This is a genomic window from Leptolyngbya sp. NK1-12, assembly GCF_032598965.1.
Lineage (GTDB): Bacteria > Cyanobacteriota > Cyanobacteriia > Elainellales > Elainellaceae > Elainella.
Genome location: NZ_CP053586.1, coordinates 4,237,955 through 4,259,230, shown reverse-complemented (window position 1 = coordinate 4,259,230; position 21,276 = coordinate 4,237,955). Strand labels below are relative to the sequence as shown.

Here is a 21,276-nt window from a genome sequence, read left to right as displayed (position 1 = left end):
TGAGAGCAACTGCTCCTCACAGCATCCACTCTAGGACAATCCCGACTCGGCTATCCTTGCGAACAGATGCATTTTGCTTTTCCAGATCGGTGGAGATGCGTAGCTGGTGAGTCAGGGCATAGCCAAAGGAAAGGGTACTGATCCCAACTTCTTCATCGGTGCCGGGGGCGACCCAGCTCTGAGTCAGAGTAATGTCGGCTGCTCCGCTGCGTGACGGGACGATGCGGAGACGTGCTCCGACTCGAATCCCGCTGGTTGTGTCGCGATCCGTTTCAATTCGACGATAGCCCACAACGGGTGCCACATTAATAGCATTGCCAAGGGGCAATACGTAGTACTGGAGGTCGGCTCCGTAAGCTTGGCGTTCTCCGTTGAAAGTTCCCTGATAATCTCCACTGACCGTGAGACCCGTGCGCCCCAAAAATGCGTCTTCAATTCCCAGATTCACGCCAGCGGCCTGCTGATTAGCCGGAAACTGAGAATACCCCAGACGCAAACGAGTCCGGAAGCTAGGCTCCTGACGAATTTCTGAGAGCACATCAGGCACCGTTTCGAGCCAGCGTTGTAGAACGGGACTGTCTTCAACCAGGGCTGGATCTAGATCAACAGAGGCAGGCTCAATAGAGGCAGATTGGGGATCTCTAGCTACTTCTCTAGCTACTTCTCTAGATTTTGCTCTGTCGCCAGAAGAATCGGCCAGATTCGTCGGTAGCGGTGGGATTGCGACAACCGGAGCATAGTAACTCACTAAGATTCCTAGCCCAATGATTATGCTGTCTCGAATTTTGCCGTATCTGCTCACCACGTGATCGCTCCTACACCATGCCGCTTTCTATCACTCTTTCTACTAAGCTGCCTAAGGGCGGGAATTGGCAAGGAAAAGATCAGTTTGGTAGGCCAGTTGAACTCGCTTGTTTGGGGTGTCTTGTGTCCAGGTGGCATATAACTGTTGCAAATCAGCAATCAACTGGCTGTGAGCTGGACCCGATTTAGGAATATAGGAGGCGCTCAGGGCAATACCGATTAATCCAGCCTGATTGAGTGTATGGAAATTGGCAAATTTGTGGCTCGTAAAGTTCTCAAATAACTCGCTCTGCTGGAGTTCTTTAGCATCAGACGCTTTGCGGTCGATGCGTTCAAAATAGTCTGGATCTGTGGCTTTGCGAATCGCTTCAGTGTACTGATTGGTGAATTCATCATTCTGATCGCGGTCGTTCCACATTAGGGCAACTCGTCCGCCGGGTTGAAGGATGCGATGAAATTCGGCCAGGGCGGCATTTGGCTCAAACCAATGAAACGACTGACAGCACAGCACTAGCGCTACAGAATGGGATGGTAGTTCAGTTTGCTCGGCAGTACCCGCATGGAACTGGACCCGATCATGGCGGGCGGCAGCCTCGCGCATCGTCGAATTTGGCTCAATTGCCCAAACGCTTGCACCCCGGTCGGCCACGAGACGGCTGGAAATTCCGGTTCCGGCTCCGATGTCGGCTACTCGTAAATTTTTTGGCTCACCCAATCCCGCCAAAATCGCGTCAATAGCGGCTGGTGGATAGCTGGGTCGGTATTTGGCATAATCGTCAGCCCGATTCGAGAAGCGGCTGAGCGGCTCCTGCGTGTGTAGTGGCGGCAAATTGGAGATGGGATTCGACATGATGAAGGACACAACTCTTATTAAAGACGTGCTCTGCTGACGTTAGCATACGCCCTTTCTACGGCGGCAGTTTTTGAGCAGAATTCTGGCCGAGAATTAGCGAACGCGATCAAATCAAAGAGAATGTGACAAGCGGTCCGTCAGCGGCATATAGTGTAGACACTGAACGCTGTTTGTAGAACATTCCCCACCCCCACCATGTCTTTTTCTTCTCAGGTTTTTCCCGTTTTTTGGTACCAAGATCACGTTCGGCTGATCAACCAGAACCAGCTACCCACCAGCTACGAAATTGTGGAAATTAGCCGCTGTGATGATATGGCAACCGCCATCAAAACGATGATTGTGCGAGGCGCACCGGCAATTGGTGTGGCTGCTGCCTATGGCATGTACTTGGGAGCTAGAGAGATTGAAACCAGCAGTCGCGATCAGTTCTTAACCCAGCTCGAAACCGTTGCTCAGAAACTGCGGGAAACGCGGCCAACGGCAGTGAACCTGTTCTGGGCGATCGAGCGGATGCTGAAAACGGCACGACAAACTGTTGGCAACGTGGATTACATCAAAGAAGTGTTGCTGCAAACGGCCCAGGCGATCAATGCCGAAGATATTGCGACTTGCGAAGCGATTGGGGCAGAAGGGTTAAAGGTGCTGCCCTCGTCTCCGGCCCGTTTACGGCTGCTTACCCACTGCAATGCAGGCGCACTGGCAACCGCTGGCTATGGTACATCGTTGGGTGTGGTACGCTCGGCTTGGCAAGCAGAACGATTGGAGCGGCTCTATGCCGATGAAACCCGGCCCCGCCTGCAGGGAGCGAAGTTAACGGCTTGGGAGTGTGTGCAGGAGGGTATTCCCGTGACGCTGATTACCGATAGCATGGCAGCCCATTGCATGAGGCAAGGCATGATCGACGCGGTGATTGTGGGAGCGGATCGGATTGCGGCCAATGGCGATACGGCTAATAAAATTGGCACCTACAGCTTGGCGTTAGTGGCTAAGGCGCACCAGATTCCCTTTTTCGTCGCGGCTCCCCTATCTACGATTGACTTTAAGCTGGCGACCGGCAAAGAAATTCCCATCGAAGAGCGCGATCCGGCAGAGATCTACCAGATTGGCAACACGCTAATTTGCCCTCCTGAGACAGAATTCTATAATCCCGCGTTTGATGTCACGCCAGCTCATTTGATTACTGCGATCATCACCGAGCATGGAGCCATGAAGCCCGAAGAATTGCTGCCCCTGCAAACCAAGCAAGTGGTATGAGAATGGCATGAGTGACGAGAAATCCTCGATCGAGTTTGGTCCAGGCATCGCCACGACCTTCCTCTACTATTTCACGAGTACGGCGGTCGTTCTAACATTTGTTACCTCACGAGCGCTCAGTATTGGAATTGATACTGGCCTACCGCAGCGAGTTGGGGCATTGGGAGGACTATTAGCGGGTCTGCTCGGTACTTACTTTAACCGCACGATTAGTTTTGCCGTGCCGGTGCAAAGTCCTAAAAAATTTCTCAACGAACTGGAATCGACCCTGAGCCAGTTGGGCTATGAACTAGTGGCCGAAGAAGAAAACGTGCGAATTTATCAGCGCTCGTTCCTGAGCAAGTGGTTTTCGGGCCGCATTTTTGTTCAACTGGAAGATCAGCAGGCCACAATTGCCAGTCGGGCCATTACGATTCGCAATCTTAAAAAAGTGTTGGGGTGACACTGGGGTGACACTAGTTCTACTGCTTCTACTGGCTCTATCGCTACTTACAGCTGTGCTTTACAGCACCAAGCTGCGACGATTTAGCCAGCAAGCACCCAACCTTGCCCTTGCAGCAACTCCCTTCCAGCCCAGCCCCCCCGTTGTGGTAATTGTGCCGGTCTACAACGAAGCTGAAAATATCGAATCCTGCCTGCTCAGCATCCTCAATTGCACCACCCTTCCAGCAGAGACCCTAGAGGTCTGGATGGTGAACGACCAATCGAGTGATTCAACCTGGGCGATTGCGCAAGCTCTGCAACAGCGGCTCAATGACCCACGCCTCCACCTATTGCAAGGCCAACCCAGGCCTACAGGGGAAGTATGGATGGGTAAAAATTGGGCTTGTACTCAAGCAGTTGAACAAACGACCAGTGAATTCCTGCTGTTCCTGGATGCGGATGTACGGCTACAGCCCGGTGCAATTGAAACAGCGGTGCAGACAATGCAGCAAGAGCAGCTTGATCTACTGAGCTGTGCCCCAGCCATTGAGTGTGGTTGCTTGGCAGAGTGGCTTGTGCAGCCTTTGATCATCAGCACGATCCTGATTGGCTTCAATTTTGAGGCTGTGAACGATCCAAAGACCGATACGGCCTTTGCGGCTGGTCCCTTCATGCTGTTTCGTCGCAGCGCTTATGACAAAATTGGCGGTCATCGAGCCGTGGCCGATCAGGTGGTGGAGGATGTGGAATTAGCTCGTCGGATTAAGTTCACTGGCCTGAGGCTGAAATTTATCTTGGGCAGAGAGTTAGCGACAGTGCGAATGTATCGTTCCGGTGCGGCCCTCTGGGAAGGTTGGACAAAAAACTTTTATCTGGCAACCCAGCGTAATCTAACCGGCTCACTCCTGTTTGTGGGGCTGCTGCTGCTGATCTGCACCGTGCCGTGGTTGGGCTTACTGATTGGATTGAGCCAAATTGCTTTGGATGGATGGACGAGCGTTTGGGTTGGCATCCTAATGTCGGCAGCGAGCGTGATAGCCCTGCAGTATGATGCGCGGCGGCAGCTCTATCCGGTTACTGGAATTGCACCTAACTATTGGTATTTGATGGGGTTGGGGGGAGTGGCCGTGGCAGCCGTAGCGATTGGTTCAATTATTAAAACCGAAACTGGCTGGGGCTGGACTTGGCGGGGACGACCGCTGAAACTCTCGGCTTGACCCGTTCCTCTGATGTCCCTCCTCTTCTATGATCTAGAGCTTGTGGTTTAACAGCAGCAACAACAATGATTCAGGTTTACGGCATTCCCACCTGCGGCACCTGCAAAAAAGCATTTCAGTGGTTGGCAGCTAACGGCATCGAGTACGAATTCATCAACACCAAAGAGCAGCCTCCCAGCCGCAACATGATTCAAGCCTGGGTCAAAACACTGGGCTACAAACCGATGCGCAACACATCTGGTCAATCCTATCGGGCACTGGGCGATCAGAAGGATAGCTGGACTGAGGAGCAGTGGATCGATGCCTTCAGTAAAGATGCCATGCTGCTCAAACGCCCCTTGTTTGTGAAGGATGGTACAGCGGTTGCGGTGGGGTTTAAAGAAGATGCGGTTCGGCAAGCGCTCAACTCCTGAGGGGATGCTCGGAGCGGTAGATACAACCCCAACCTAGCCCTAGAATGGCCTCAGATAAGGCTAGACTCGTCAATGCCTGCGTTGAAAGACTCTTAGCAAAACGCGACAACATCGCGTTAGTCAAATGGTAGGCAGCAGGTAGTTGGTGTAGAGATACTCGGCAATTCGTTGACCCGAAGCGATGCCAGCTACAGCATCCGACTGCCAGTGGACGCCTAGGTAAACCCGACTGCGACCGTTCTCCTCGATTGCGTCAGACAGGCGAGCAAATGGACGGCTGTGTTTGGTCCGCACATAGCCTTCTACATCTAAGCTTTCGCCATTCAGCTCATCCGAGACAAACTCAAACGCAATATTGTCATTGTTATAGAACAATCGCACCATATCTAACGAGGCAGCCCCAAAGGTCGCATGTCCAGATGGATAGGCCGGGAAATTTGGTGTGAAATTCTTAGCGCCCACTTGGTTCGTCCGGGGTGCTCCTAATGGCAGCCAGTAGGGATCGCCTGCGGTTTCGAGATTGCCATCCCCCACGCCAGAAGGACCCCAATAGGCATCGGCTTCCCGCACGCCCACTACTGGACGCCAGATGTTGTAGAAATACTTGGAGTACCAGCACTGAATCCCAGCATCGGCCATTGCCATATTCACCAACGCAAAGAGACGAGCACTTTGCTCTAGCGTGTTGAGCTGTTGTTCCGCAATCACGCGCACAATTTGGTTGTAGAGGCGAGGCGGTGTCCCCAGTTTTTGGGCGCCATCATAGGCCCAAAACAAGCCAATTGTCGTTTCTTCGGGGGTGCGGGTACCGCCAGTCAACGCCCCTTTTTCCTTCACATCATTAAAGTCTTGGGCATAGCGAGCACTATCTAGCGGCGGGAATGGGTCGGCGACGAAATCTTCAGCAGAGGTGATACCAAATGGTTTCACCTGGCCCCAGTGCGGTGTCAAATAGCCTTGAGCTGGATTGAGTGGATCAGGACGATGCCTGCCGGGATCGGGGCTTGATACATAAGGCACGCTGTTCGATGAGCCGTCCGTTTGCCGTAAGGTCAACAAAGCTTCTGCGACTTGCTGCCCCTGTTCCCGCCCCTCGGTGATAGCCACAGCTCCATCGGTTAATCCTGCCAAGAACGCTTGATGAGCTTGCAAAAACCGAGGGTATTGACTGGGGTAGAGCTGGCTGAGGGTGGTGAGAGCAGCGGCTCCAAGCGCAGCATTGACCGAGGCTCCCGGTGTGGGCATAGGTAAGTTGGGCAAATAGGGCGTGTAGGAGCCGGTGATGCTGTTAAACGCGTCATACATTGCCAAATGCACAATTGCCAGAGCGCGAGCGGTGCGAGTGGGTCCGCCTTGCTCTAAGGGGGCGGGTGAGCCAGTATGGTCGCGGGCAACGGCTTCTAGGGCGACATCATTCCAGTAAAGAATTGCATCCATTCCTGTCTTCTCCTGTAGGTGACGATTTGGAACTCAATGCCACCATTCTGGAAAACCGCTCCAGCTTCGACATTCCCCCTGTGGGTACTCTCGCTCACCTGCAGTAACTCATACTCGTAATGAGTATGAATCTCTATGGTCAAATCAACTGATTTTGACTAGAGTTTTGATAGAAAAAACTTTAGAAAGTTTAGCTTCAGTGAGTTAGGTTCCAGGCTATGGCAATTTTGGAGGATTTATGAATTTCCAACGATTTGAGCACATCAACCTTTCCTGTCGTGATATCAACGTGACGCGGCAGTTTTACCAAACTCTATTCCCCGATTGGTACGTGCGAGCCGAAGGTGCAGGGTGGCTCCACTTGGGCAACGACCGGTTTTATCTCTCCCTCATGCAGGAGGCAAGCCAAACGCCCAGAACCCACCAGTCTTACTACAGTATTGGCATCAACCATGTTGGCTTTGTGATTCAAGACGGTGGAGCGATGCAGGCCGCGCTCGATAACCATGGCATTGAATACAGCTTGATGGATGATGCTCCAGAAACTCGATTCCGGGCCTACCTATATGACCCGGACGGGAACGAGTTAGAGCTGATCGAGTACCAGAGCAGTTATGCACTGAAATAGGTGAAGTTCTGGTGTGACGGCCTCTGACGCAACGGTTGACATCTGACCCCAACCTCAGGGTTGATTCGTTTTTACCGCCAGCTCGCGGAATCGCTGCAAGTCGGCATTAAGCGTAGACTCTACAATCCGGCCCAGAAATAGATTATCCATCAGCTTGCCTAAAATGCCTGGGATTGCATAAGCAACCGTCATCTTCACAATGCTGTGGTCGCCTCGGTCGTAGAAGCGAATTGCGCCCCGGTTGGGTAAACCATCGACCGATTCCCACTGAATGATTTGATGGGTAACTACTCGAGTAACCCGCGATAACCAGCTAAATTCAAACCCACCAGATGCCAACTTCCACCGCGATAGATCTGGATCGTTCTCAACCACTTTCACTGACTCGATCCACTTCATCCATTTCGGCATTTGTTCTAAATCCGACCAAAGATCCCAAACAACGTTGATGGGGGTTTCAACTTCAATTTGTACAGTGTGTTCAAGCCAGTCGGACATAAGGAGGATTAGGGGTATGGAGAACAGATAGCAGGTCGTTTTGCTGAAGGCAACTTGAGCAGATTACTCTATTTGAGCGCTCTCTTTATTGTGAGTGATGTATCGAGTTTTTCAACCGTTGCGATTTTCGTCCTTCTGCGTTCGATAGACAGGAGTTGAGTCAAGGGTTAAGACCTAGGCAGCCTTGGTTGCAATGCCTCTGTAAAGGTAACCAGCGAGTTTGGGCAATCCCTCTGCATAGAATTCTTCTATAGTCACTGTGGAGAACTGATTCTCAACCAGTTGACGGATGTTGCGGTTGAAGTGGCAGCCGTCTGCGATGATTTTCTGCAGCGGCGTCAGGCGATTTTGCCAAACCTGAATATTGGGTTCCTTGCTCAAGCCATGTTCTACAAAGAAGAACCGCCCACCTGGCTTCAGCACCCGGTGAATTTCTTGCAGCGCTTGCTCGACGCCAGGAATACTGCAAAGCGTAAAGGTGCTAACGATGCTATCAAAGCTGTGATCGGCCATCGGCAAATGTTCACTGCCCAACAAACAGTGCTCGACGGCAATGGGCGAGGATTGAATTCGCTTCTGAGCCAGAGCATGAACGCCAGGATTGGGATCAACCGTAATAATTTTCTCAACCTGCTCTGGATAGTAGGCTAGATTCAAACCTGTGCCAAAGCCGACCTCCAGCACTTCGCCTTGTACTTCTGCTAGCAACGAGCGGCGGTATGCAGCAATTTTGGGGTCAGAGAGCGACCAGTCCAGCAAATAGGGCAGAATTTTTTCGGAGTAAAAGCCCATTGATTTCTCCTGATCCCTAAGGCTTGGTGGCAGACCACTCAAACTCAGTACTTAAACAGCCCAGCTCCTTTAACTTTGTACCCAGTCGGTTCCAGAATTGCAGCAGCGGCCTGCATACCGGAGATGGTTGCCCCTTCCATGCTATCGATATAGTCTTGCTGCGTGTAGCTGCCTGCCAAGAAGAAGTTGGGAACAGGCGTTTTTTGCGGTGGACGATAGACATCCATACCGGGGTTTTCTCGATAAAGCGACTGAGCCAACTTGACCACATTGAACCAGGTCATCGTGAGTTCACGCGACGAGGGAAAGAGATCATGAAGCTGCTGCAGGGCATGTTGGGCAATTTCTTCGTTACTCATTTTGATAAACGGATCGCCCGGAGTCAGGACTACCTGCATCAGCGACCCCTGTCCCTCGCGGTAGTAATCTTTGGGACTGGTGAGGGCCAGATCGGCAAAGCAGGAAAAATCGGCATCGGCGCTATAGAGCAGGTTATCAATCCCGGCAGCATGGTCGAGCTGCTGCCGTGCGGTAGCATCCTGCATTTCGGTGACCCAACCGTCAAACCGGAGTTGCACCGTCACGACCGGGACGGCTTCCAGCTTGTAAATATTGTCAAACTCGCGCCATTTACGCCATTCCTGGGGCAGCAGTCGTTGAATGCCTGGTATATCGCAGGCAGCCAGATAAACATCGGCCGTAACGGTTTCTTCCGTGTCGCCGTTAGCAATCACGAGGCCGGTAACCTGTGCCTGTCCGTTCTGCTCTTCAAACAAAATTTGCCGGGTTTGGCGACGGGTATGAATTTGAGCACCGCGAGCCTGAATATAGTCCAAGATGGGCTTATGAATATACTCGTTTGGTGAACCGGCCAATAGGTTGAGCCGCGAGGCTTCGGTTTTAGCAGCAAACATCATAAAAATAGTCAGCATACAGCGAGCCGAGATCTGCTCAGTGTCGATGAAGCCCAACGCCAAGGCAATTGGATCCCACATCCGCTCTAGGCTGCGCTGAGAGCCACCGTGACTGCGAAACCAGTCGGCGAAGCTAATTCGATCCAGCGACCGGATCCATTTCATAGCCAGGTCATAGTTAACCAAACCCGGCACAATTGGGCTAGTCCCTAACGCCAGCGCATTTTGTAGCTTGTCTACAACCGTCAGCTGTTCGGTGGTGAAAAATGCCTTCAAACCGTGGAACGGTGCCCCAAACAGAAAGCGAAAGTCGAGCTTGCCGATGTCGCCGCCTTTATTAATAAAGGTATGTACATGCTCCTTGGGCAAGAGAAATTCAAACGCGCCCACTTTCTTCAGCAGAGCAAACAGGTTGTAGTAGTTGTTGAAGAAGACATGCAGACCCATCTCGATATGGTTCCCATCTGCATCAATCCAGCTTCCTACTTTGCCGCCCACAAATGAACGAGCTTCGTAAATTTCAACCGCATGTCCTGCGTCTGCCAGTTCTACAGCCGCAGCCAACCCAGCCAATCCTGCCCCAACGATCGCAACGCGCATGTCCAAACCCAATTCTAAAAAACCTTTACATATTTTAAAGGAATGAGGGATATAAAATGACTCTACGCTAGAGTTCACCAAATCTAGCTATGCTGGTTAATTAGGGTGCAATAGGACGAATCGCATCCGGTAGCTGGGTATCTTGACGTTGAAGCTTCGAAGTCTAAGCAATGCAGTTTTAGCAGCGCCGCAAAACGACCTCGCTTCACTAAAATTGCTAGTTTCGCAATTACTGTCTGTAGGCTCTACATTTTCTGGCAACTCTCACATCATTCTATGACTGCAACTAGTCTTGGTTGGCAACATCACTTCATTGAAACGAACAACATTCGCTTGCACTGCGTAACTCAGGGGGAAGGTGAACTGGTTGTGCTTTTGCATGGCTTCCCTGAGTTTTGGTATTCCTGGCGTCATCAAATTCCGGCCTTGGCAAAGCACTTTAAAGTCGTGGTGCCTGATTTGCGGGGCTACAACGACTCTGATAAACCTGCAACTGGCTACGACCTAGATACCCTCAGCGGTGACATTCGCGGTTTAATCGAACGTCTCGGCTATACTCAGGCCCATATTGTTGGGCACGATTGGGGCGGTACCATTGCTTGGCACCTCGCTCACAAATTTCCCCATCTGCTCGATCGCCTTGTTATCCTCAATGCTCCCCATCCGCAGCAGTTGATGCAGGAGATGATCGGCAATGTGGATCAGTTGCGCCGCAGCTGGTATTTACTGGCCTTGCAAGTTCCTGCCCTGCCCGAATGGTTGATTCGCCAAAATCTGCCGGGTATTGTCAAAGGTTTATTTCAGGGGCAGGCTATTCGCAAAGGTGCCTTTACCACCAAAGATACGGAGATTTACCAGGCAGCATTAGAAAAACCTGGTGTCCTATCGGCAGTGCTGAATTATTACCGCCAGTTCCTTTCACCTCAAACCTGGTTGGCTAATTGGGGGCACTCGCCCACGCCGATTACTGTTCCCACTTTAGTGCTTTGGGGCGAAGAGGATTTTCTCTTTAGCCAAAAATTAACCGAGCGCATGGACCGGCTGGTCTCTGCTTCCTTCAATCTCAAGCTTTTGCGTCACTGCGGTCATTGGATCCAACAGGAAGTGCCTCAAACCGTCAACCGGGAATTATTAGATTTCTTTAAGCCCTAGTAGTTAGGTCTCTCCGAAATTTCCCGTAATTTCGCGGTTATTTTGCTTAAGTGGACACCCTAAGCTGGGATTTGGAAAATTATGTTGGTTAGGAAAACTGCCACAACGGCTGCGTGTTCCTGTCGATCAGTTGATGCTATCAGAGGCCAATCCAGCATTTGCTAAGGTTGACATCAAAAGGCCAAAACTTGATCGGTTGTAGGCTGGGCATTAAGTACGCCCACTTCAGACCTCGTCTTTTCCTAGTTCCACCCTCAGTAGATTCACGAGCAGGGCGCGCATCGTCCTAATACTGGTTAGGTTACTGGATAGTTGGCATTAGGCAATTAGCTTTTAAGCAAAAAGTTTTTAGACAAAGACGTCTTTACGTTGCGCATTGCTCTAGACACTGGTTGCTCTAAAGACTGATGGCTCTAAATGATCGATGATCTCATGACTGTGGAGGTATTCTACCTGCTAGAGACCATTCAAAAGTTCTACCGAATTCACAACTTGCACACAACCTGCACACAGTCTTTTTGGCAGCATCTATCTTCTCACTCCGTCGGAAACAATCTAGGACTGTCTTGGTATGGCAAATCGAAATGAATTGGCAGCATACACTTCCTCCCTGGTCAATATGAGCGAGTACGCAGAACTCCAAGAGCGCTTGAAGTTGTACCAGGTATTTCAAAAGCTCTATGAACATCACCGTGGGCTGCTGGATGAGATTTTGGATCTGGAAAACTCAAGCAGCACCTCAGTAGGCATGACTTCGGCCTATGTGCAAGGGTTTATGTCTGACGAACAGGGATACCTAGTGACCAATCTGATGCAGGGTAAAACGCAGGCTTTGATGCAACCTCAGCAGACCTGGGTTATCGGACGGGATCCGCGTCGTTCGTTTATCTCGATTCAAGACATCCGGCTCTCCCGTTGCCATGCTGCCATCAGGTATGTGCCGCATCAAGGCTTTTACCTAATTGATTTGGGCAGCCGTAACCATTCCTTTGTCAACGGTGAACTAGTTCGCCAGGTACTGCTTAGGGATGGAGACCAGGTGCGCCTAGGCAGTGTGGCCTTCACCTTCTTCCTCTGCCAATCCACGAAAACCCTGGAACCACTACCGGCGGAAGTTGTCACTCGCCTTGCCCACCATCAGGCTGCGGCCCAAGCAACTGCTTCTGAAGTAGGAATCGCAGTGCAGGTCGTGAGCGAACAGGCCGAAGATGTGGAAGAAGACAGTATTCCAACTTTAGACCTATACCATGAAACTTCGGGCTTTTTGCGTTTAGGTGACTCGGAATAGCTCTTATTTTGATACGACTAAAGACTTCTATCGTTCATCCCTGACACCTGCTACAATAGCGTGGTCGTTCGTTGATGTATAGTTTTTTAGTCTTTGAGTCAATCTGTAGATCTGCCCAAAGTCGATGAGTTTTTGCAGGAGCTAGCAGCGATTCAGCAAACTGGATCTAAGCGCATTGCTCTGCTGGGATCTCGTCACGTCCCTATTACCCATCAGCATTTGATCGAGCTAATGAGCTACGCCTTGGTGCTGTCGGGCAATCATCTTTTAACTTCTGGTGCAACAGGAACCAATTCCGCTGCTATCCGAGGTGCTATGCGGGCTGATCCCAACCTATTAACGGTGATCTTGCCCCAGAGTTTAGAGCGTCAACCGAGAGAATCACGCGAGCAGCTTGAACAGGTGATCCATTTAGTGGAGAACCCAGAAAACGATCATCTATCGCTTGCTGAGGCCAGCGCTATTTGTAACCAGGAAATTATCTCTCGCTGTCAACAGCTCATTTGCTTCGCGTTCCACGATAGCCAAACGCTACTGAAGACCTGTCAAGATGCGGAGGAGCAACGCAAAGTTGTAACGCTGTTTTATTTCGATTAGCTATGATTGTTGTTCCTGGCTTTCTAGCCCCTCCTTATGCAGCTTCCAACTTCTGCTCTTCTACTCTATGGTATTGTTGCAGCAGCTGTACTAGTTTATGTGCCTTTTCTCGTGGTAGCCTATGGGCGAGTTAAGGCGGGCTATGACATTGCTGCTCCGCGAGCTTTGTTTGACAAGCTGCCGGCCTATGCCCAACGAGCAACATGGGCACACCAGAACTCGTTTGAGTCTTTCTCCCTATTCACAGCGGCGGCATTAATGGCCCATGTCACTCAAGTCGATGGGCCTTTAGCAACTGGAGCGGTGCTTGCCTACTTGAGTGCGCGATTGCTCTACTCCAGCTTCTACATCCTGAATCTGCCTATTTTGCGATCGTTGATGTTTGGAGTTGGGTCGGCCAGCATTGCGGTGCTAATGATTTCGAGCCTAATGCAGTTGTCTTAGTTTGGGATCTTAGTTTGGGATCATTGCTGGTGGATCAGAGCGGCTGAAAGTTAGGTAAACTTTCGGTAGACTATCGATATATTATGACCGCTGGGGTTTTCCGCTTCTAAACTGGAAACCGCTGAAATAGTGACCCGAATTCAAATTTTACTCGTTCGAGTTTTTTGTAAGATATCTAACTGCATCCGATTTACACATGGCTTCTACATACTCATTTGACGTGGTTAGTGACTTCGATCGGCAGGAGTTGGTGAATACTATCGATCAAACCACGCGAGAAATTGGCACTCGTTATGATCTGAAAGACACTAAAACGACCCTAGAACTGGGAGACGATGTCATCACTGTCAACACCGACAGTGACTTTACCCTGCAGGCCATCCACACCATTCTGCAGACGAAAGCAGCTAAGCGTAACCTGTCTCTCAAGATTTTTGACTACGGTAAGGTAGAACCAGCCAGCGGCAACCGGGTGCGGCAAGAAATTAAGTTGCGCAAGGGCATCAGCGCCGAAATTGCCAAGCAAATCTCCAAAATGATCCGGGATGAGTTTAAGAAAGTGCAGGCGTCGATTCAAGGCGATGCGGTGCGGGTCTCTGCCAAGTCTAAGGACGAGTTACAGGCCGTAATTCAGCGGTTGAAGCAGGAAGACTATCCGGTCGATTTGCAGTTCACGAACTATCGCTAGCCAAGAAGTTTCTGGATCACAAACCCTGACTTGGGAAAGGGTCCATTCAGTGGCATGATATTGAATGAGTAAGCTCAATCTCAGTCAGGCAAGAGGTTGACGAGGTAAGCATGAAGGATGTGCCGGAACGGTTTTAACCAGTCTGCACCATTTAGCATCCTCAGGTTTGCTCAAAGGCTACAGTTTACGATCAGCCTATTCATCCTTCATCTTTCCCCTTTCATCCTGCTGCCCGCCGGATTGGGTATCGCTGTGTTGAACTCATGTAAAACTTCCGATAACTGAGGACGCTTTCAAGGAGAACCATGTTTAAGAAATGCATCTGGCTTGTTGCGCTTACCGTATTTCTGGCGTTTCAAATGTTTGCTGGAGGAGCGGTTGCTGCTGAACTGGATGAAGCCACCCGGACTGTGCCGCTGAATGAACAAGGAGAAACGGTTACGCTTAGCTTGGCCCAAGTGTCTGAAGGTAAGCGTCTGTTCAACTATGCCTGTGGGCAGTGCCATGTGGGTGGCATCACCAAAACGGACCCCAACGTTGGTCTCGATCCAGAGACACTAGCGTTAGCGACTCCGCGACGCGACAACTTGGAAGCGCTAGTCGATTACATGCACAATCCCACTACGTTCGACGGTGCTGATTCGATTGCAGAACTGCATCCCAGTACCCAAAGCACAGACATTTTCCCCAAGATGCGTAACCTAACTGAGGATGACCTTGTTGCGATTGCGGGGCACATTCTGCTGCAACCGAAGGTGGTTGGTGTGAAATGGGGCGGCGGCAAGATCTATTACTAAGCCCAATCTACTAAGCCCAATCTACTGCTGAAAATCTGGACGGGTTTTCGGTAATTAAGATAGTCATTGCAGCATGGCATTCTGATATTAAGATTGCTGTGCTGCTCTAGCTTAGAACAAGTTAAACATCATTAGGCTGAACATCGAAGTTAGAAATAGGTTGTTGCCCTGCCATGCCATTTTTGCCTGGGCGTAACATTTGTCTGCGTTTTGCAGCATTTCTGTTATTTATCGGCTGCGGCTTGTTCGGCTTCGGATCGCCAAGTTGGGCAAGTAGTAAGGCAAATAATGTTGATCCCTATGTCCGCCGCTATTTAGATGTGCAAGAACCTGTGTCGTTGGTAATGAATGCCGAGGGTCAAACTCGCGTCTTTTCGGCAGCAGATTTGTCAGCCGGGAAGCGATTCTTTGAGGACAATTGCAAGAATTGTCATGTTGGAGGTGCAACCTTGCCCAATCCAACGGTGCCCCTGTCACTAGAGGCACTGCGCGGGGCTACCCCTCCTCGCGATATGGTTTTGAACTTGGTCACCTTCTTAAGGCAGCCCATGACCTACGACGGTAGCGAAGAAACCTATGCTTGCCGTCAGGTGCCAGAAAGTTGGCTGTCGCAGGAAGACGCCGAGAATGTCTCTGCATTCATTTTGCGCTCAGCTCAAAAAGCGCCCGGTTGGGGAAATACTACCTTTTGAAGGGGTAGTCAGGATGGTAAAGGGTAGCATTCAAGATAAAATTTTCAGTGAGAATGAATTTAACTTAAATCTCCGAGGTATTTCATGAAACTGATTTCTTCTGTCTCGCGGAGTTTAAGTCTCGCCCTGTGTGCGGTTGTATTGGTAATTGGCAGCTTTTTCATGGCAGTTTCTCCTGCTGCTGCTGATACCGTTACCGTCAAAATGGGTGCTGACAGCGGTATGTTGGCCTTTGAGCCTTCGACTGTAACGATCAAAGCGGGCGACACTGTTAAGTGGGTCAATAACAAACTCCCTCCCCACAACATCGTGTTTGAAGGGGATGCGGCTAATAAGTCTCACGATCAGCTGATGTTCTCGCCGGGTGAATCCTACGAAGTCACCTTCGATGCGCCTGGAACCTACAGCTACTACTGTTCTCCTCACCGGGGAGCAGGCATGGCCGGCAAAGTTGTTGTCCAATAGTTGTTCAATAATTTTGCTGTAGAAACTCTAATCTAGAGTTTGAACTCCGTGTGGTAGCAAACTGGTCTCAAAAACACGAAAAAGCAGAATAGGGCAAGAGTTAAGTCGTCTCTGGGTAGGCATTTACCGCACCTGAGTAAGATTTGATTCTTGCCCTATCTTGTTTGAATAGCAGTTCGCCAACCCCGCAGAAAATTTTGCAAATACTATCTCCCTTGCCTGCACCTCTGGTACTATTCTTTTAGTACTTATGTATTAATTTTTGTGGTTAAGGAAAATATGGGTGAAGCAGATAGCCTAGAAGTGTTGCTCAACCGTCTGAAGGAGCAGCAGCGGCGTGAAGCAAGGGGTCTGACGGGCTTAAACGATTTTTCGCAGGTGGAAGGAGAACTGCCGATTGATTCGTCGTTAGAATTAGCCGTTCTCACCCTAGTTCACTACCGCTATCGGGATGTTCCTCAATGGCGGATTCAGCAGACCTATAGCTTTACCTGCGAAGGAATTTTTCGGCGTACTTATGTGGAATCGTGGGAACCCGGTATACCCATTCGGTTTACGCCTGAAGAAGCGATTGTGATTGCGCGGCATTTGAGTCAGCAGGATTGTGCAGAGTGGTAGCTGATCCAGATTGCTATAACGTTAAGTTTTGAATCAATTCAAGATCTGTCAGAAGTTGGACGCGCCAGCGATTCCGAATGACCTAATCTCCCCTTACAATGCTTTTATCGACAATTGAGGGCATCGCTGTGGTTCCAATTCGCGACGAAAATCCAGGCCAAACCACGCCTTACGTCACTTACGGGCTGATTATCCTAAATATTTTGGCCTTTTTGTACGAAGCTAGTTTGATGGGGCCGAGCCTAGAAACTTTTTTTCATAGTTGGGCGGTTGTACCGGCAGAGCTGACGGCTAGTCTTCAGGGAATACCAGGCTATTCGGTTCCAGGAGAAGCGGTAACGCTAGTTACTTCGCAGTTTCTGCATGCTGGTCTGCTGCATCTAGGCGGCAATATGCTGTATCTCTGGATTTTTGGCAACAACGTCGAAGACCAGATGGGGCATGTGCGGTTTCTGATCTTTTATCTACTCTGCGGTATTTTAGCTGGGTTGGCCCAGTATTTCTTTGCGGCAAATTCTGGCATTCCTTCGCTGGGAGCAAGTGGCGCGATTGCGGGTGTGTTAGGAGCCTATGTATTGCGCTTCCCACAAGTAAGGATCCTGGGACTTGTGCCGATTTTCCTATTCTTTTTCACGTTTCGCGTACCGGCAGTGGTGTTTTTGGGCATTTGGTTTATTCAACAGGCGCTGTATGGTTTTGCTAGCTTGGGTGCACCGGCCAATATTGGCATGGAAAGCGGGGGAATTGCCTACTGGGCGCACGCTGGTGGTTTTGTCGTAGGAGCAATTTTGGGGCCAATATTTGGGTTATTCTCAAGTGCAGGCACGAAAACCTTTTCTGAGGATACGACGACCTACTAGCGAAGACCCGTCCTCTCAGATTCTTTCAAAAGCAGTGGGCAACTTGGCAGCGAAAACCTGGTAGGAGTGGCGAGGTTAGGTAATCCTCAGATCGCAATGTACCGATCAACTGGAGTTGTCCACTTTCGCGACGATAAACTTCGATTTCTCGAAGCTGCCAGTTCACAATCCAGTACTCCAAAACACCTTTAAGAGAATAGAGTCGTAGTTTCAGCTCCCGATCGCGGCGCTCGTTTTGCCAGCCTGGAGATAGCACTTCCACAGCTAGATCGGGGGCTGCTGTTAGATGTCCAGCTTCATCGACAATGGCGGCTAGCCGTTCTTGTTTGATCCAGACAACGTCTGGAATTACGTCATCGACATCGGAAAAGACGACACCAGGGGCTAAAAAGGGCTGACCTAGCTGGGTCTCCTCTGACCAAAAGAGTAAGCGTGCATAGATGCGGCCAATGGCATCTTGATGGCCTAAGTGAGGTGCACGAGTCATCAACAATTCTCCAGCTACAATCTCGTAGCGCTTCCATTCGCTATCTGGCAGCAATTCCAAATCAGCGCTGGTCCAGCGTTGATAATTTGGCTGATTTGAGGTTGTTTGAGTCATAGAATTAACTCGATTGCTGGTCAGAACTAGCTCTGCTGATGAATTTAATTTCAGGTTAGATCAAAACAGGCTTGGGGAGCACAAAGTCCTGGAATTTCCAGAGTGCTGACGGTCAGCGTTTTCAGGTGGACGCGCCGAATTGCGTGATTGTTGGTGTCGGCAATGAACAGCCAGTTGCCAGCCATGCTTAAGCCAGAGGGTTCATAAAAACTAGCAGTTAAGCCTTGGCCGTCGCGCAGGGCCGGTTCGCCGTTACCAAGCAGCGTTTGGCAGATACCGGTTGCCAGATCCACCCGCTTGATCTTGTGGTTATAGGTGTCTGCGATCCAGAGCTGGTTCGAGCCGCCGTACTCGACATCCATACAGTGCTGAAGCCGCACGTCCTCGCCCTGCCCATCTCGATCGCCAAACCCAAACAAATCGCCGCTGCCACAAACGGTCCGCACCTGAGGCGCTTTGTCGAGTGTGACGGCCCGAATCGTGCTGCCTTCACTGTCGGCTACAAACAGTTCCTTGCCGTCGGTTGCCAAGCCACTCGGCTGGGCAAAGGTAGCCACTTCTGTCCCGCCATCCACACAGGCTTCGGCTCCGGTACCGATCAAGGTGCCCAGCGCGTCATCAACCAAGTTCAAGGCCCAGATTTGGTGAGAACCGGCCATCGCGATCAGCAAAAAATGCCCAGATATCACCACATCCCAGGGTGAGTTGAGTGCTGTCTCGTGGGCATCGCCTTGGTGGGGACGCAGGTTGCGGCTCTGGTGTCCAATGCCAGCAATAGTTTCAACCGTTTGCCTTTGCAGATCTACTTTCCGGATCGAGTGATTGTCGGTATCAGCCACATAGAGGCACTGATGCTCTCGATCAAACGCCATGCCTTGAGGAGAGGAAAATTGAGCTTCCCCAAAATCCCCGTCCCAAAGGCTGGCATCTCCGTTGCCGATTACTTGCTTCACTTCACCAGCCAGGGTAGTAATCACAATCCGATGGTGGCCGGTATCGGCAATAAACAGCGAGTCGGTTGCTTGATCCGCCAGGACTTTACCTGGAAAGGCGAGGGGATGAATGGCGGCGTTTTCTTTTTCTAAGCGCTGGTTGAGTTCCTGAACGTTAATTGTGCCTTTGCCTTTATGCTCTTCGATCAGTTTGGCGATCAGCTCGTCGAGAAAATCGCGCTTGCCTTCTCCGGATACAGCCCCGACCACATACCCTTCTGGATCGATCACCACGACAGTAGGCCAAGCCCGAACCGTGTAGTGTTGCCAGAGATGAAAGCCTTGGTCTACTACCACCGGATGCTCGATGTGGTAGCGCAGAATTGCTTGGCGAATGTTTTCTACGTCTTTTTCGTTGTCAAATTTGGCCGAATGTACTCCGATCACCGTCAGGCAACCTTTGTACTTCTGCTCTAGGTAGTGGAGGTCCGGCAAGATATGCAAACAGTTAATGCAGCAATAAGTCCAAAAGTCGAGCAGCACAACTCGGCCTCGGAGTTGTTTGAGCGAGAGGGGCTGCGCTGTATTTAACCAGTCGTAGTCATGAGGCAGTTCGGGAGCACGAACGCGGACCATAAGACAATTCTTAGTTTTGAGTTTTGAGTTTTAAGTTCTGAGTTTATAGGGCTTGCTGCTACAAGCAGTGGGACGGAATTGGCAGTGGGCGAGCAGTTTAATGTCGCGGTCAGTGGTCTGATTAGGAGGAACGCATATGACTCGGCTGGTTATTCGGCTTAGCTATCGAATCAATCGGTTTCTCATCTAGTCTAGATCGCGGTAAGATAAGCAGCCGTTGGGCAGGGCCTAGTGTGATTTGTTACAAAAGAAATGCCGTAGGAGAATTGCTATAACAAGCAGGTGGTTATGCGAGGATTGCTGAATTGGGTTGTGTTGAGTGGGCTGTGGGTTTACGCGCCTGTAGGAATGGCAGCCGAAGCCTGGGTTGAAGTGACAACCAACTCGATGGGCGATCGGGTGTTGGTGAATCAAGATTCAATTCAGCGGAATGAAAATCAAGTGCGCTATTGGGAATACCGGGAGCTGCGCCGCAGCCCATCGATTGGAGTCGCCAGCAATCAGCCCGTTTATGGCATGATGATCTACCGCTCGGTGAATTGTGATGCAAATACGAGTCGAATTCAGCGCTTGGTGCTGTTTAACTCCGATCGGCAGGTGATTCGTCGAGTGGATTACGAGAAGACTGGCGGACTGGCAGAGTCAATGCTAGGCAGCACGGGGGAGGCCGCAGCTCGGTTTGTATGTGAGCAATCCTAGTTTGTCAGCAATCTTAGTCTGTTAGCAATTTTAAGATTTGGCAGATGCTGAAGTGGGCAGCATATTACTGGCAGCGCGTTGGGTCACTTCTAGGTAAATATGCTCTAAGCGTATCGGATGTCGCGCAATCGAAATTAGCTCAACCCCTTCAAACCGATCGACAATCTCCTTCAGCTCCATGTGTTTGGGCAGCCAAAACGCCAGATCATTATTGTAGGGCCGGGGCGTAAAGCCACACTTACGGGCGCGGTCGATCACCTTCTTAGGTTCGGGTGTTTGAACGATGATCACCTCTTTGGCGGGAATCAGGCGACGCAATTCGTCTAGGCTGCCTTCGGCCACAATCCGCCCCTGCTTCAGAATGCCGATCCGGTTGGCAAGCCGCTCTGCTTCATCGAGCAGGTGAGTGGTCAATAAAATCGTGATGCCTTGACGCTGCAACTGCTGGATCAGCGTCCAAATTTCGTGGCGAGCTTCGATGTCGAGTCCCGTGGTCGGTTCATCCAGAATGACTAGCTTGGGTTGATGCACCAGAGCCAAAGCCACATTCATGCGGCGCTGCATACCGCCACTCAGCGTTTCGATTGGGCTGTTGGCGCGATCGGCTAAATTCACCGCTTCCAGACAGGTTCTGACTCGCTGTTGCAGTTTCCGTCCATACAGCCCATAAATACGGCCAAAAAACTGCAAATTCTCAGCGCAGCTCAAGGACTTGTAGAGCAAATTTTCCTGCGGCGCGATCCCAATCAATCGCTTGGTTTTGTTGGATACTGGCTGCTCGTTGATCAAAACTGTGCCGCTGTCGGCTTGCAACAGATTACAGATGATATTGATCGTCGTGGTTTTGCCAGCCCCATTCGGACCCAGGAGCGCGTAGACCTCACCCACCGGAATCTTGAGCGACAGACTTTGCAAAACCGGACGCTGACCATAGGATTTGTACAGACTGTTGATTTGCAGCACAGGTTAGAAGA

General features: G+C 50.6%; 25 protein-coding genes. 16 read left to right on the top strand and 9 right to left on the bottom strand.

What is annotated here, in order from left to right:
- Window positions 1-16: 16 nt before the first annotated feature.
- On the bottom strand, window positions 17-805 hold the full coding sequence (locus HJG54_RS18105) for a hypothetical protein (RefSeq protein ID WP_316430441.1): 789 nt from the start codon (window positions 803-805) through the stop codon (window positions 17-19).
- Window positions 806-856: 51 nt separating this feature from the next.
- Window positions 857-1,654, bottom strand: a complete 798-nt coding sequence (locus HJG54_RS18100; RefSeq protein WP_316430439.1) for a class I SAM-dependent methyltransferase — start codon at window positions 1,652-1,654, stop codon at window positions 857-859.
- 198 nt (window positions 1,655-1,852) lie between these two features.
- Between HJG54_RS18100 and mtnA the strand changes: the two genes are divergently transcribed.
- From mtnA to HJG54_RS18080, 4 genes are all read left to right on the top strand, one after another.
- Entirely contained in the window at window positions 1,853-2,911 is a 1,059-nt protein-coding gene (gene mtnA, locus HJG54_RS18095) for an S-methyl-5-thioribose-1-phosphate isomerase (protein WP_316430437.1), read from the top strand.
- Between the two features lie 7 nt (window positions 2,912-2,918).
- On the top strand, window positions 2,919-3,353 hold the full coding sequence (locus HJG54_RS18090) for a hypothetical protein (protein WP_316430436.1): 435 nt from the start codon (window positions 2,919-2,921) through the stop codon (window positions 3,351-3,353).
- 7 nt (window positions 3,354-3,360) lie between these two features.
- Window positions 3,361-4,551, top strand: coding sequence for a glycosyltransferase (locus HJG54_RS18085; protein WP_316430434.1), 1,191 nt, complete (start codon window positions 3,361-3,363; stop codon window positions 4,549-4,551).
- 65 nt (window positions 4,552-4,616) lie between these two features.
- Window positions 4,617-4,964, top strand: a complete 348-nt coding sequence (locus HJG54_RS18080) for a Spx/MgsR family RNA polymerase-binding regulatory protein (protein ID WP_316430433.1) — start codon at window positions 4,617-4,619, stop codon at window positions 4,962-4,964.
- Between the two features lie 120 nt (window positions 4,965-5,084).
- Here the strand turns inward: HJG54_RS18080 and HJG54_RS18075 are convergent, their stop codons facing one another.
- Complete coding sequence (locus HJG54_RS18075) at window positions 5,085-6,401, bottom strand: vanadium-dependent haloperoxidase (RefSeq protein ID WP_316430431.1); 1,317 nt, start codon at window positions 6,399-6,401, stop codon at window positions 5,085-5,087.
- 238 nt (window positions 6,402-6,639) lie between these two features.
- On the opposite strand from HJG54_RS18075, the gene HJG54_RS18070 reads away from it, so the two are divergent.
- Window positions 6,640-7,029 carry a VOC family protein gene (locus tag HJG54_RS18070; protein ID WP_316430429.1) on the top strand — a complete coding sequence of 130 codons (390 nt, stop codon included), beginning with the start codon at window positions 6,640-6,642 and terminating at the stop codon, window positions 7,027-7,029.
- Window positions 7,030-7,083: 54 nt separating this feature from the next.
- On the opposite strand, the gene HJG54_RS18065 is transcribed toward HJG54_RS18070, so the two are convergent.
- The 3 genes from HJG54_RS18065 to zds form a co-directional block, all read right to left on the bottom strand.
- Entirely contained in the window at window positions 7,084-7,527 is a 444-nt protein-coding gene (locus HJG54_RS18065) for an SRPBCC family protein (RefSeq protein ID WP_035997165.1), read from the bottom strand.
- 174 nt (window positions 7,528-7,701) lie between these two features.
- Window positions 7,702-8,319 carry a class I SAM-dependent methyltransferase gene (locus HJG54_RS18060; protein ID WP_316430428.1) on the bottom strand — a complete coding sequence of 206 codons (618 nt, stop codon included), beginning with the start codon at window positions 8,317-8,319 and terminating at the stop codon, window positions 7,702-7,704.
- 44 nt (window positions 8,320-8,363) lie between these two features.
- Entirely contained in the window at window positions 8,364-9,833 is a 1,470-nt protein-coding gene (gene zds / locus HJG54_RS18055; protein ID WP_316430427.1) for a 9,9'-di-cis-zeta-carotene desaturase, read from the bottom strand.
- A gap of 276 nt (window positions 9,834-10,109) precedes the next feature.
- On the opposite strand from zds, the gene HJG54_RS18050 reads away from it, so the two are divergent.
- The 10 genes from HJG54_RS18050 (at window position 10,110) to HJG54_RS18005 (ending at window position 17,434) form a co-directional block, all read left to right on the top strand.
- Complete coding sequence (locus HJG54_RS18050; RefSeq protein WP_316430426.1) at window positions 10,110-10,985, top strand: alpha/beta fold hydrolase; 876 nt, start codon at window positions 10,110-10,112, stop codon at window positions 10,983-10,985.
- 571 nt (window positions 10,986-11,556) lie between these two features.
- The gene (locus HJG54_RS18045) at window positions 11,557-12,273 is read left to right on the top strand and encodes an FHA domain-containing protein (RefSeq protein WP_316430424.1); all 717 of its coding nucleotides are present in this window, start codon (window positions 11,557-11,559) and stop codon (window positions 12,271-12,273) included.
- 93 nt (window positions 12,274-12,366) lie between these two features.
- Window positions 12,367-12,870 (top strand): DNA recombination-mediator protein A, encoded by a 504-nt coding sequence (locus HJG54_RS18040; protein WP_035997154.1) that lies wholly within the window; start codon window positions 12,367-12,369, stop codon window positions 12,868-12,870.
- A gap of 36 nt (window positions 12,871-12,906) precedes the next feature.
- The gene (locus tag HJG54_RS18035; RefSeq protein ID WP_316430422.1) at window positions 12,907-13,314 is read left to right on the top strand and encodes an MAPEG family protein; all 408 of its coding nucleotides are present in this window, start codon (window positions 12,907-12,909) and stop codon (window positions 13,312-13,314) included.
- Window positions 13,315-13,510: 196 nt separating this feature from the next.
- On the top strand, window positions 13,511-14,002 hold the full coding sequence (locus tag HJG54_RS18030) for a YajQ family cyclic di-GMP-binding protein (protein WP_035997148.1): 492 nt from the start codon (window positions 13,511-13,513) through the stop codon (window positions 14,000-14,002).
- A gap of 305 nt (window positions 14,003-14,307) precedes the next feature.
- The gene (gene psbV / locus HJG54_RS18025) at window positions 14,308-14,799 is read left to right on the top strand and encodes a photosystem II cytochrome c-550 (RefSeq protein ID WP_035997144.1); all 492 of its coding nucleotides are present in this window, start codon (window positions 14,308-14,310) and stop codon (window positions 14,797-14,799) included.
- 173 nt (window positions 14,800-14,972) lie between these two features.
- Window positions 14,973-15,491 (top strand): photosystem II cytochrome PsbV2, encoded by a 519-nt coding sequence (gene psbV2, locus HJG54_RS18020; protein ID WP_316430420.1) that lies wholly within the window; start codon window positions 14,973-14,975, stop codon window positions 15,489-15,491.
- 84 nt (window positions 15,492-15,575) lie between these two features.
- On the top strand, window positions 15,576-15,956 hold the full coding sequence (gene petE, locus HJG54_RS18015) for a plastocyanin (protein ID WP_035997141.1): 381 nt from the start codon (window positions 15,576-15,578) through the stop codon (window positions 15,954-15,956).
- Window positions 15,957-16,235: 279 nt separating this feature from the next.
- Window positions 16,236-16,574, top strand: coding sequence for a hypothetical protein (locus tag HJG54_RS18010; protein ID WP_035997139.1), 339 nt, complete (start codon window positions 16,236-16,238; stop codon window positions 16,572-16,574).
- Between the two features lie 98 nt (window positions 16,575-16,672).
- A complete protein-coding gene (locus HJG54_RS18005) occupies window positions 16,673-17,434 on the top strand; it encodes a rhomboid family intramembrane serine protease (RefSeq protein WP_316430419.1) in 762 nt (253 codons plus the stop codon).
- A 25-nt stretch (window positions 17,435-17,459) separates the two neighbouring features.
- Here the strand turns inward: HJG54_RS18005 and HJG54_RS18000 are convergent, their stop codons facing one another.
- Together HJG54_RS18000 and HJG54_RS17995 are read right to left on the bottom strand one after the other, a co-directional pair.
- Window positions 17,460-18,035, bottom strand: coding sequence for a Uma2 family endonuclease (locus tag HJG54_RS18000; protein WP_316430418.1), 576 nt, complete (start codon window positions 18,033-18,035; stop codon window positions 17,460-17,462).
- Between the two features lie 50 nt (window positions 18,036-18,085).
- Window positions 18,086-19,603, bottom strand: a complete 1,518-nt coding sequence (locus HJG54_RS17995) for a thioredoxin-like domain-containing protein (RefSeq protein ID WP_316430417.1) — start codon at window positions 19,601-19,603, stop codon at window positions 18,086-18,088.
- A 288-nt stretch (window positions 19,604-19,891) separates the two neighbouring features.
- Here HJG54_RS17995 and HJG54_RS17990 point away from each other — a divergent pair, with 288 nt between their 5' ends.
- Window positions 19,892-20,302 carry a surface-adhesin E family protein gene (locus HJG54_RS17990; RefSeq protein ID WP_316430416.1) on the top strand — a complete coding sequence of 137 codons (411 nt, stop codon included), beginning with the start codon at window positions 19,892-19,894 and terminating at the stop codon, window positions 20,300-20,302.
- 30 nt (window positions 20,303-20,332) lie between these two features.
- Here HJG54_RS17990 and HJG54_RS17985 read toward each other — a convergent pair whose 3' ends face one another.
- On the bottom strand, window positions 20,333-21,265 hold the full coding sequence (locus HJG54_RS17985) for an ABC transporter ATP-binding protein (RefSeq protein ID WP_316430414.1): 933 nt from the start codon (window positions 21,263-21,265) through the stop codon (window positions 20,333-20,335).
- Window positions 21,266-21,276 lie beyond the last annotated feature (11 nt).

Coding starts and splice junctions, on each gene's coding strand:
- HJG54_RS17995 (WP_316430417.1), bottom strand. CDS start 19,603: ATGGTCCGCGTTCGTGCTCCCGAACTGCCTCATGACTACGACTGGTTA.
- petE (WP_035997141.1), top strand. CDS start 15,576: ATGAAACTGATTTCTTCTGTCTCGCGGAGTTTAAGTCTCGCCCTGTGT.
- HJG54_RS18000 (WP_316430418.1), bottom strand. CDS start 18,035: ATGACTCAAACAACCTCAAATCAGCCAAATTATCAACGCTGGACCAGC.
- HJG54_RS18100 (WP_316430439.1), bottom strand. CDS start 1,654: ATGTCGAATCCCATCTCCAATTTGCCGCCACTACACACGCAGGAGCCG.
- HJG54_RS18060 (WP_316430428.1), bottom strand. CDS start 8,319: ATGGGCTTTTACTCCGAAAAAATTCTGCCCTATTTGCTGGACTGGTCG.
- mtnA (WP_316430437.1), top strand. CDS start 1,853: ATGTCTTTTTCTTCTCAGGTTTTTCCCGTTTTTTGGTACCAAGATCAC.
- HJG54_RS18065 (WP_035997165.1), bottom strand. CDS start 7,527: ATGTCCGACTGGCTTGAACACACTGTACAAATTGAAGTTGAAACCCCC.
- HJG54_RS18050 (WP_316430426.1), top strand. CDS start 10,110: ATGACTGCAACTAGTCTTGGTTGGCAACATCACTTCATTGAAACGAAC.
- HJG54_RS18035 (WP_316430422.1), top strand. CDS start 12,907: ATGCAGCTTCCAACTTCTGCTCTTCTACTCTATGGTATTGTTGCAGCA.
- HJG54_RS17990 (WP_316430416.1), top strand. CDS start 19,892: ATGCGAGGATTGCTGAATTGGGTTGTGTTGAGTGGGCTGTGGGTTTAC.
- HJG54_RS18030 (WP_035997148.1), top strand. CDS start 13,511: ATGGCTTCTACATACTCATTTGACGTGGTTAGTGACTTCGATCGGCAG.
- HJG54_RS18045 (WP_316430424.1), top strand. CDS start 11,557: ATGGCAAATCGAAATGAATTGGCAGCATACACTTCCTCCCTGGTCAAT.
- HJG54_RS18005 (WP_316430419.1), top strand. CDS start 16,673: ATGCTTTTATCGACAATTGAGGGCATCGCTGTGGTTCCAATTCGCGAC.
- HJG54_RS18080 (WP_316430433.1), top strand. CDS start 4,617: ATGATTCAGGTTTACGGCATTCCCACCTGCGGCACCTGCAAAAAAGCA.
- HJG54_RS18070 (WP_316430429.1), top strand. CDS start 6,640: ATGAATTTCCAACGATTTGAGCACATCAACCTTTCCTGTCGTGATATC.
- zds (WP_316430427.1), bottom strand. CDS start 9,833: ATGCGCGTTGCGATCGTTGGGGCAGGATTGGCTGGGTTGGCTGCGGCT.
- HJG54_RS18090 (WP_316430436.1), top strand. CDS start 2,919: ATGAGTGACGAGAAATCCTCGATCGAGTTTGGTCCAGGCATCGCCACG.
- psbV2 (WP_316430420.1), top strand. CDS start 14,973: ATGCCATTTTTGCCTGGGCGTAACATTTGTCTGCGTTTTGCAGCATTT.
- HJG54_RS18075 (WP_316430431.1), bottom strand. CDS start 6,401: ATGGATGCAATTCTTTACTGGAATGATGTCGCCCTAGAAGCCGTTGCC.
- psbV (WP_035997144.1), top strand. CDS start 14,308: ATGTTTAAGAAATGCATCTGGCTTGTTGCGCTTACCGTATTTCTGGCG.
- HJG54_RS18010 (WP_035997139.1), top strand. CDS start 16,236: ATGGGTGAAGCAGATAGCCTAGAAGTGTTGCTCAACCGTCTGAAGGAG.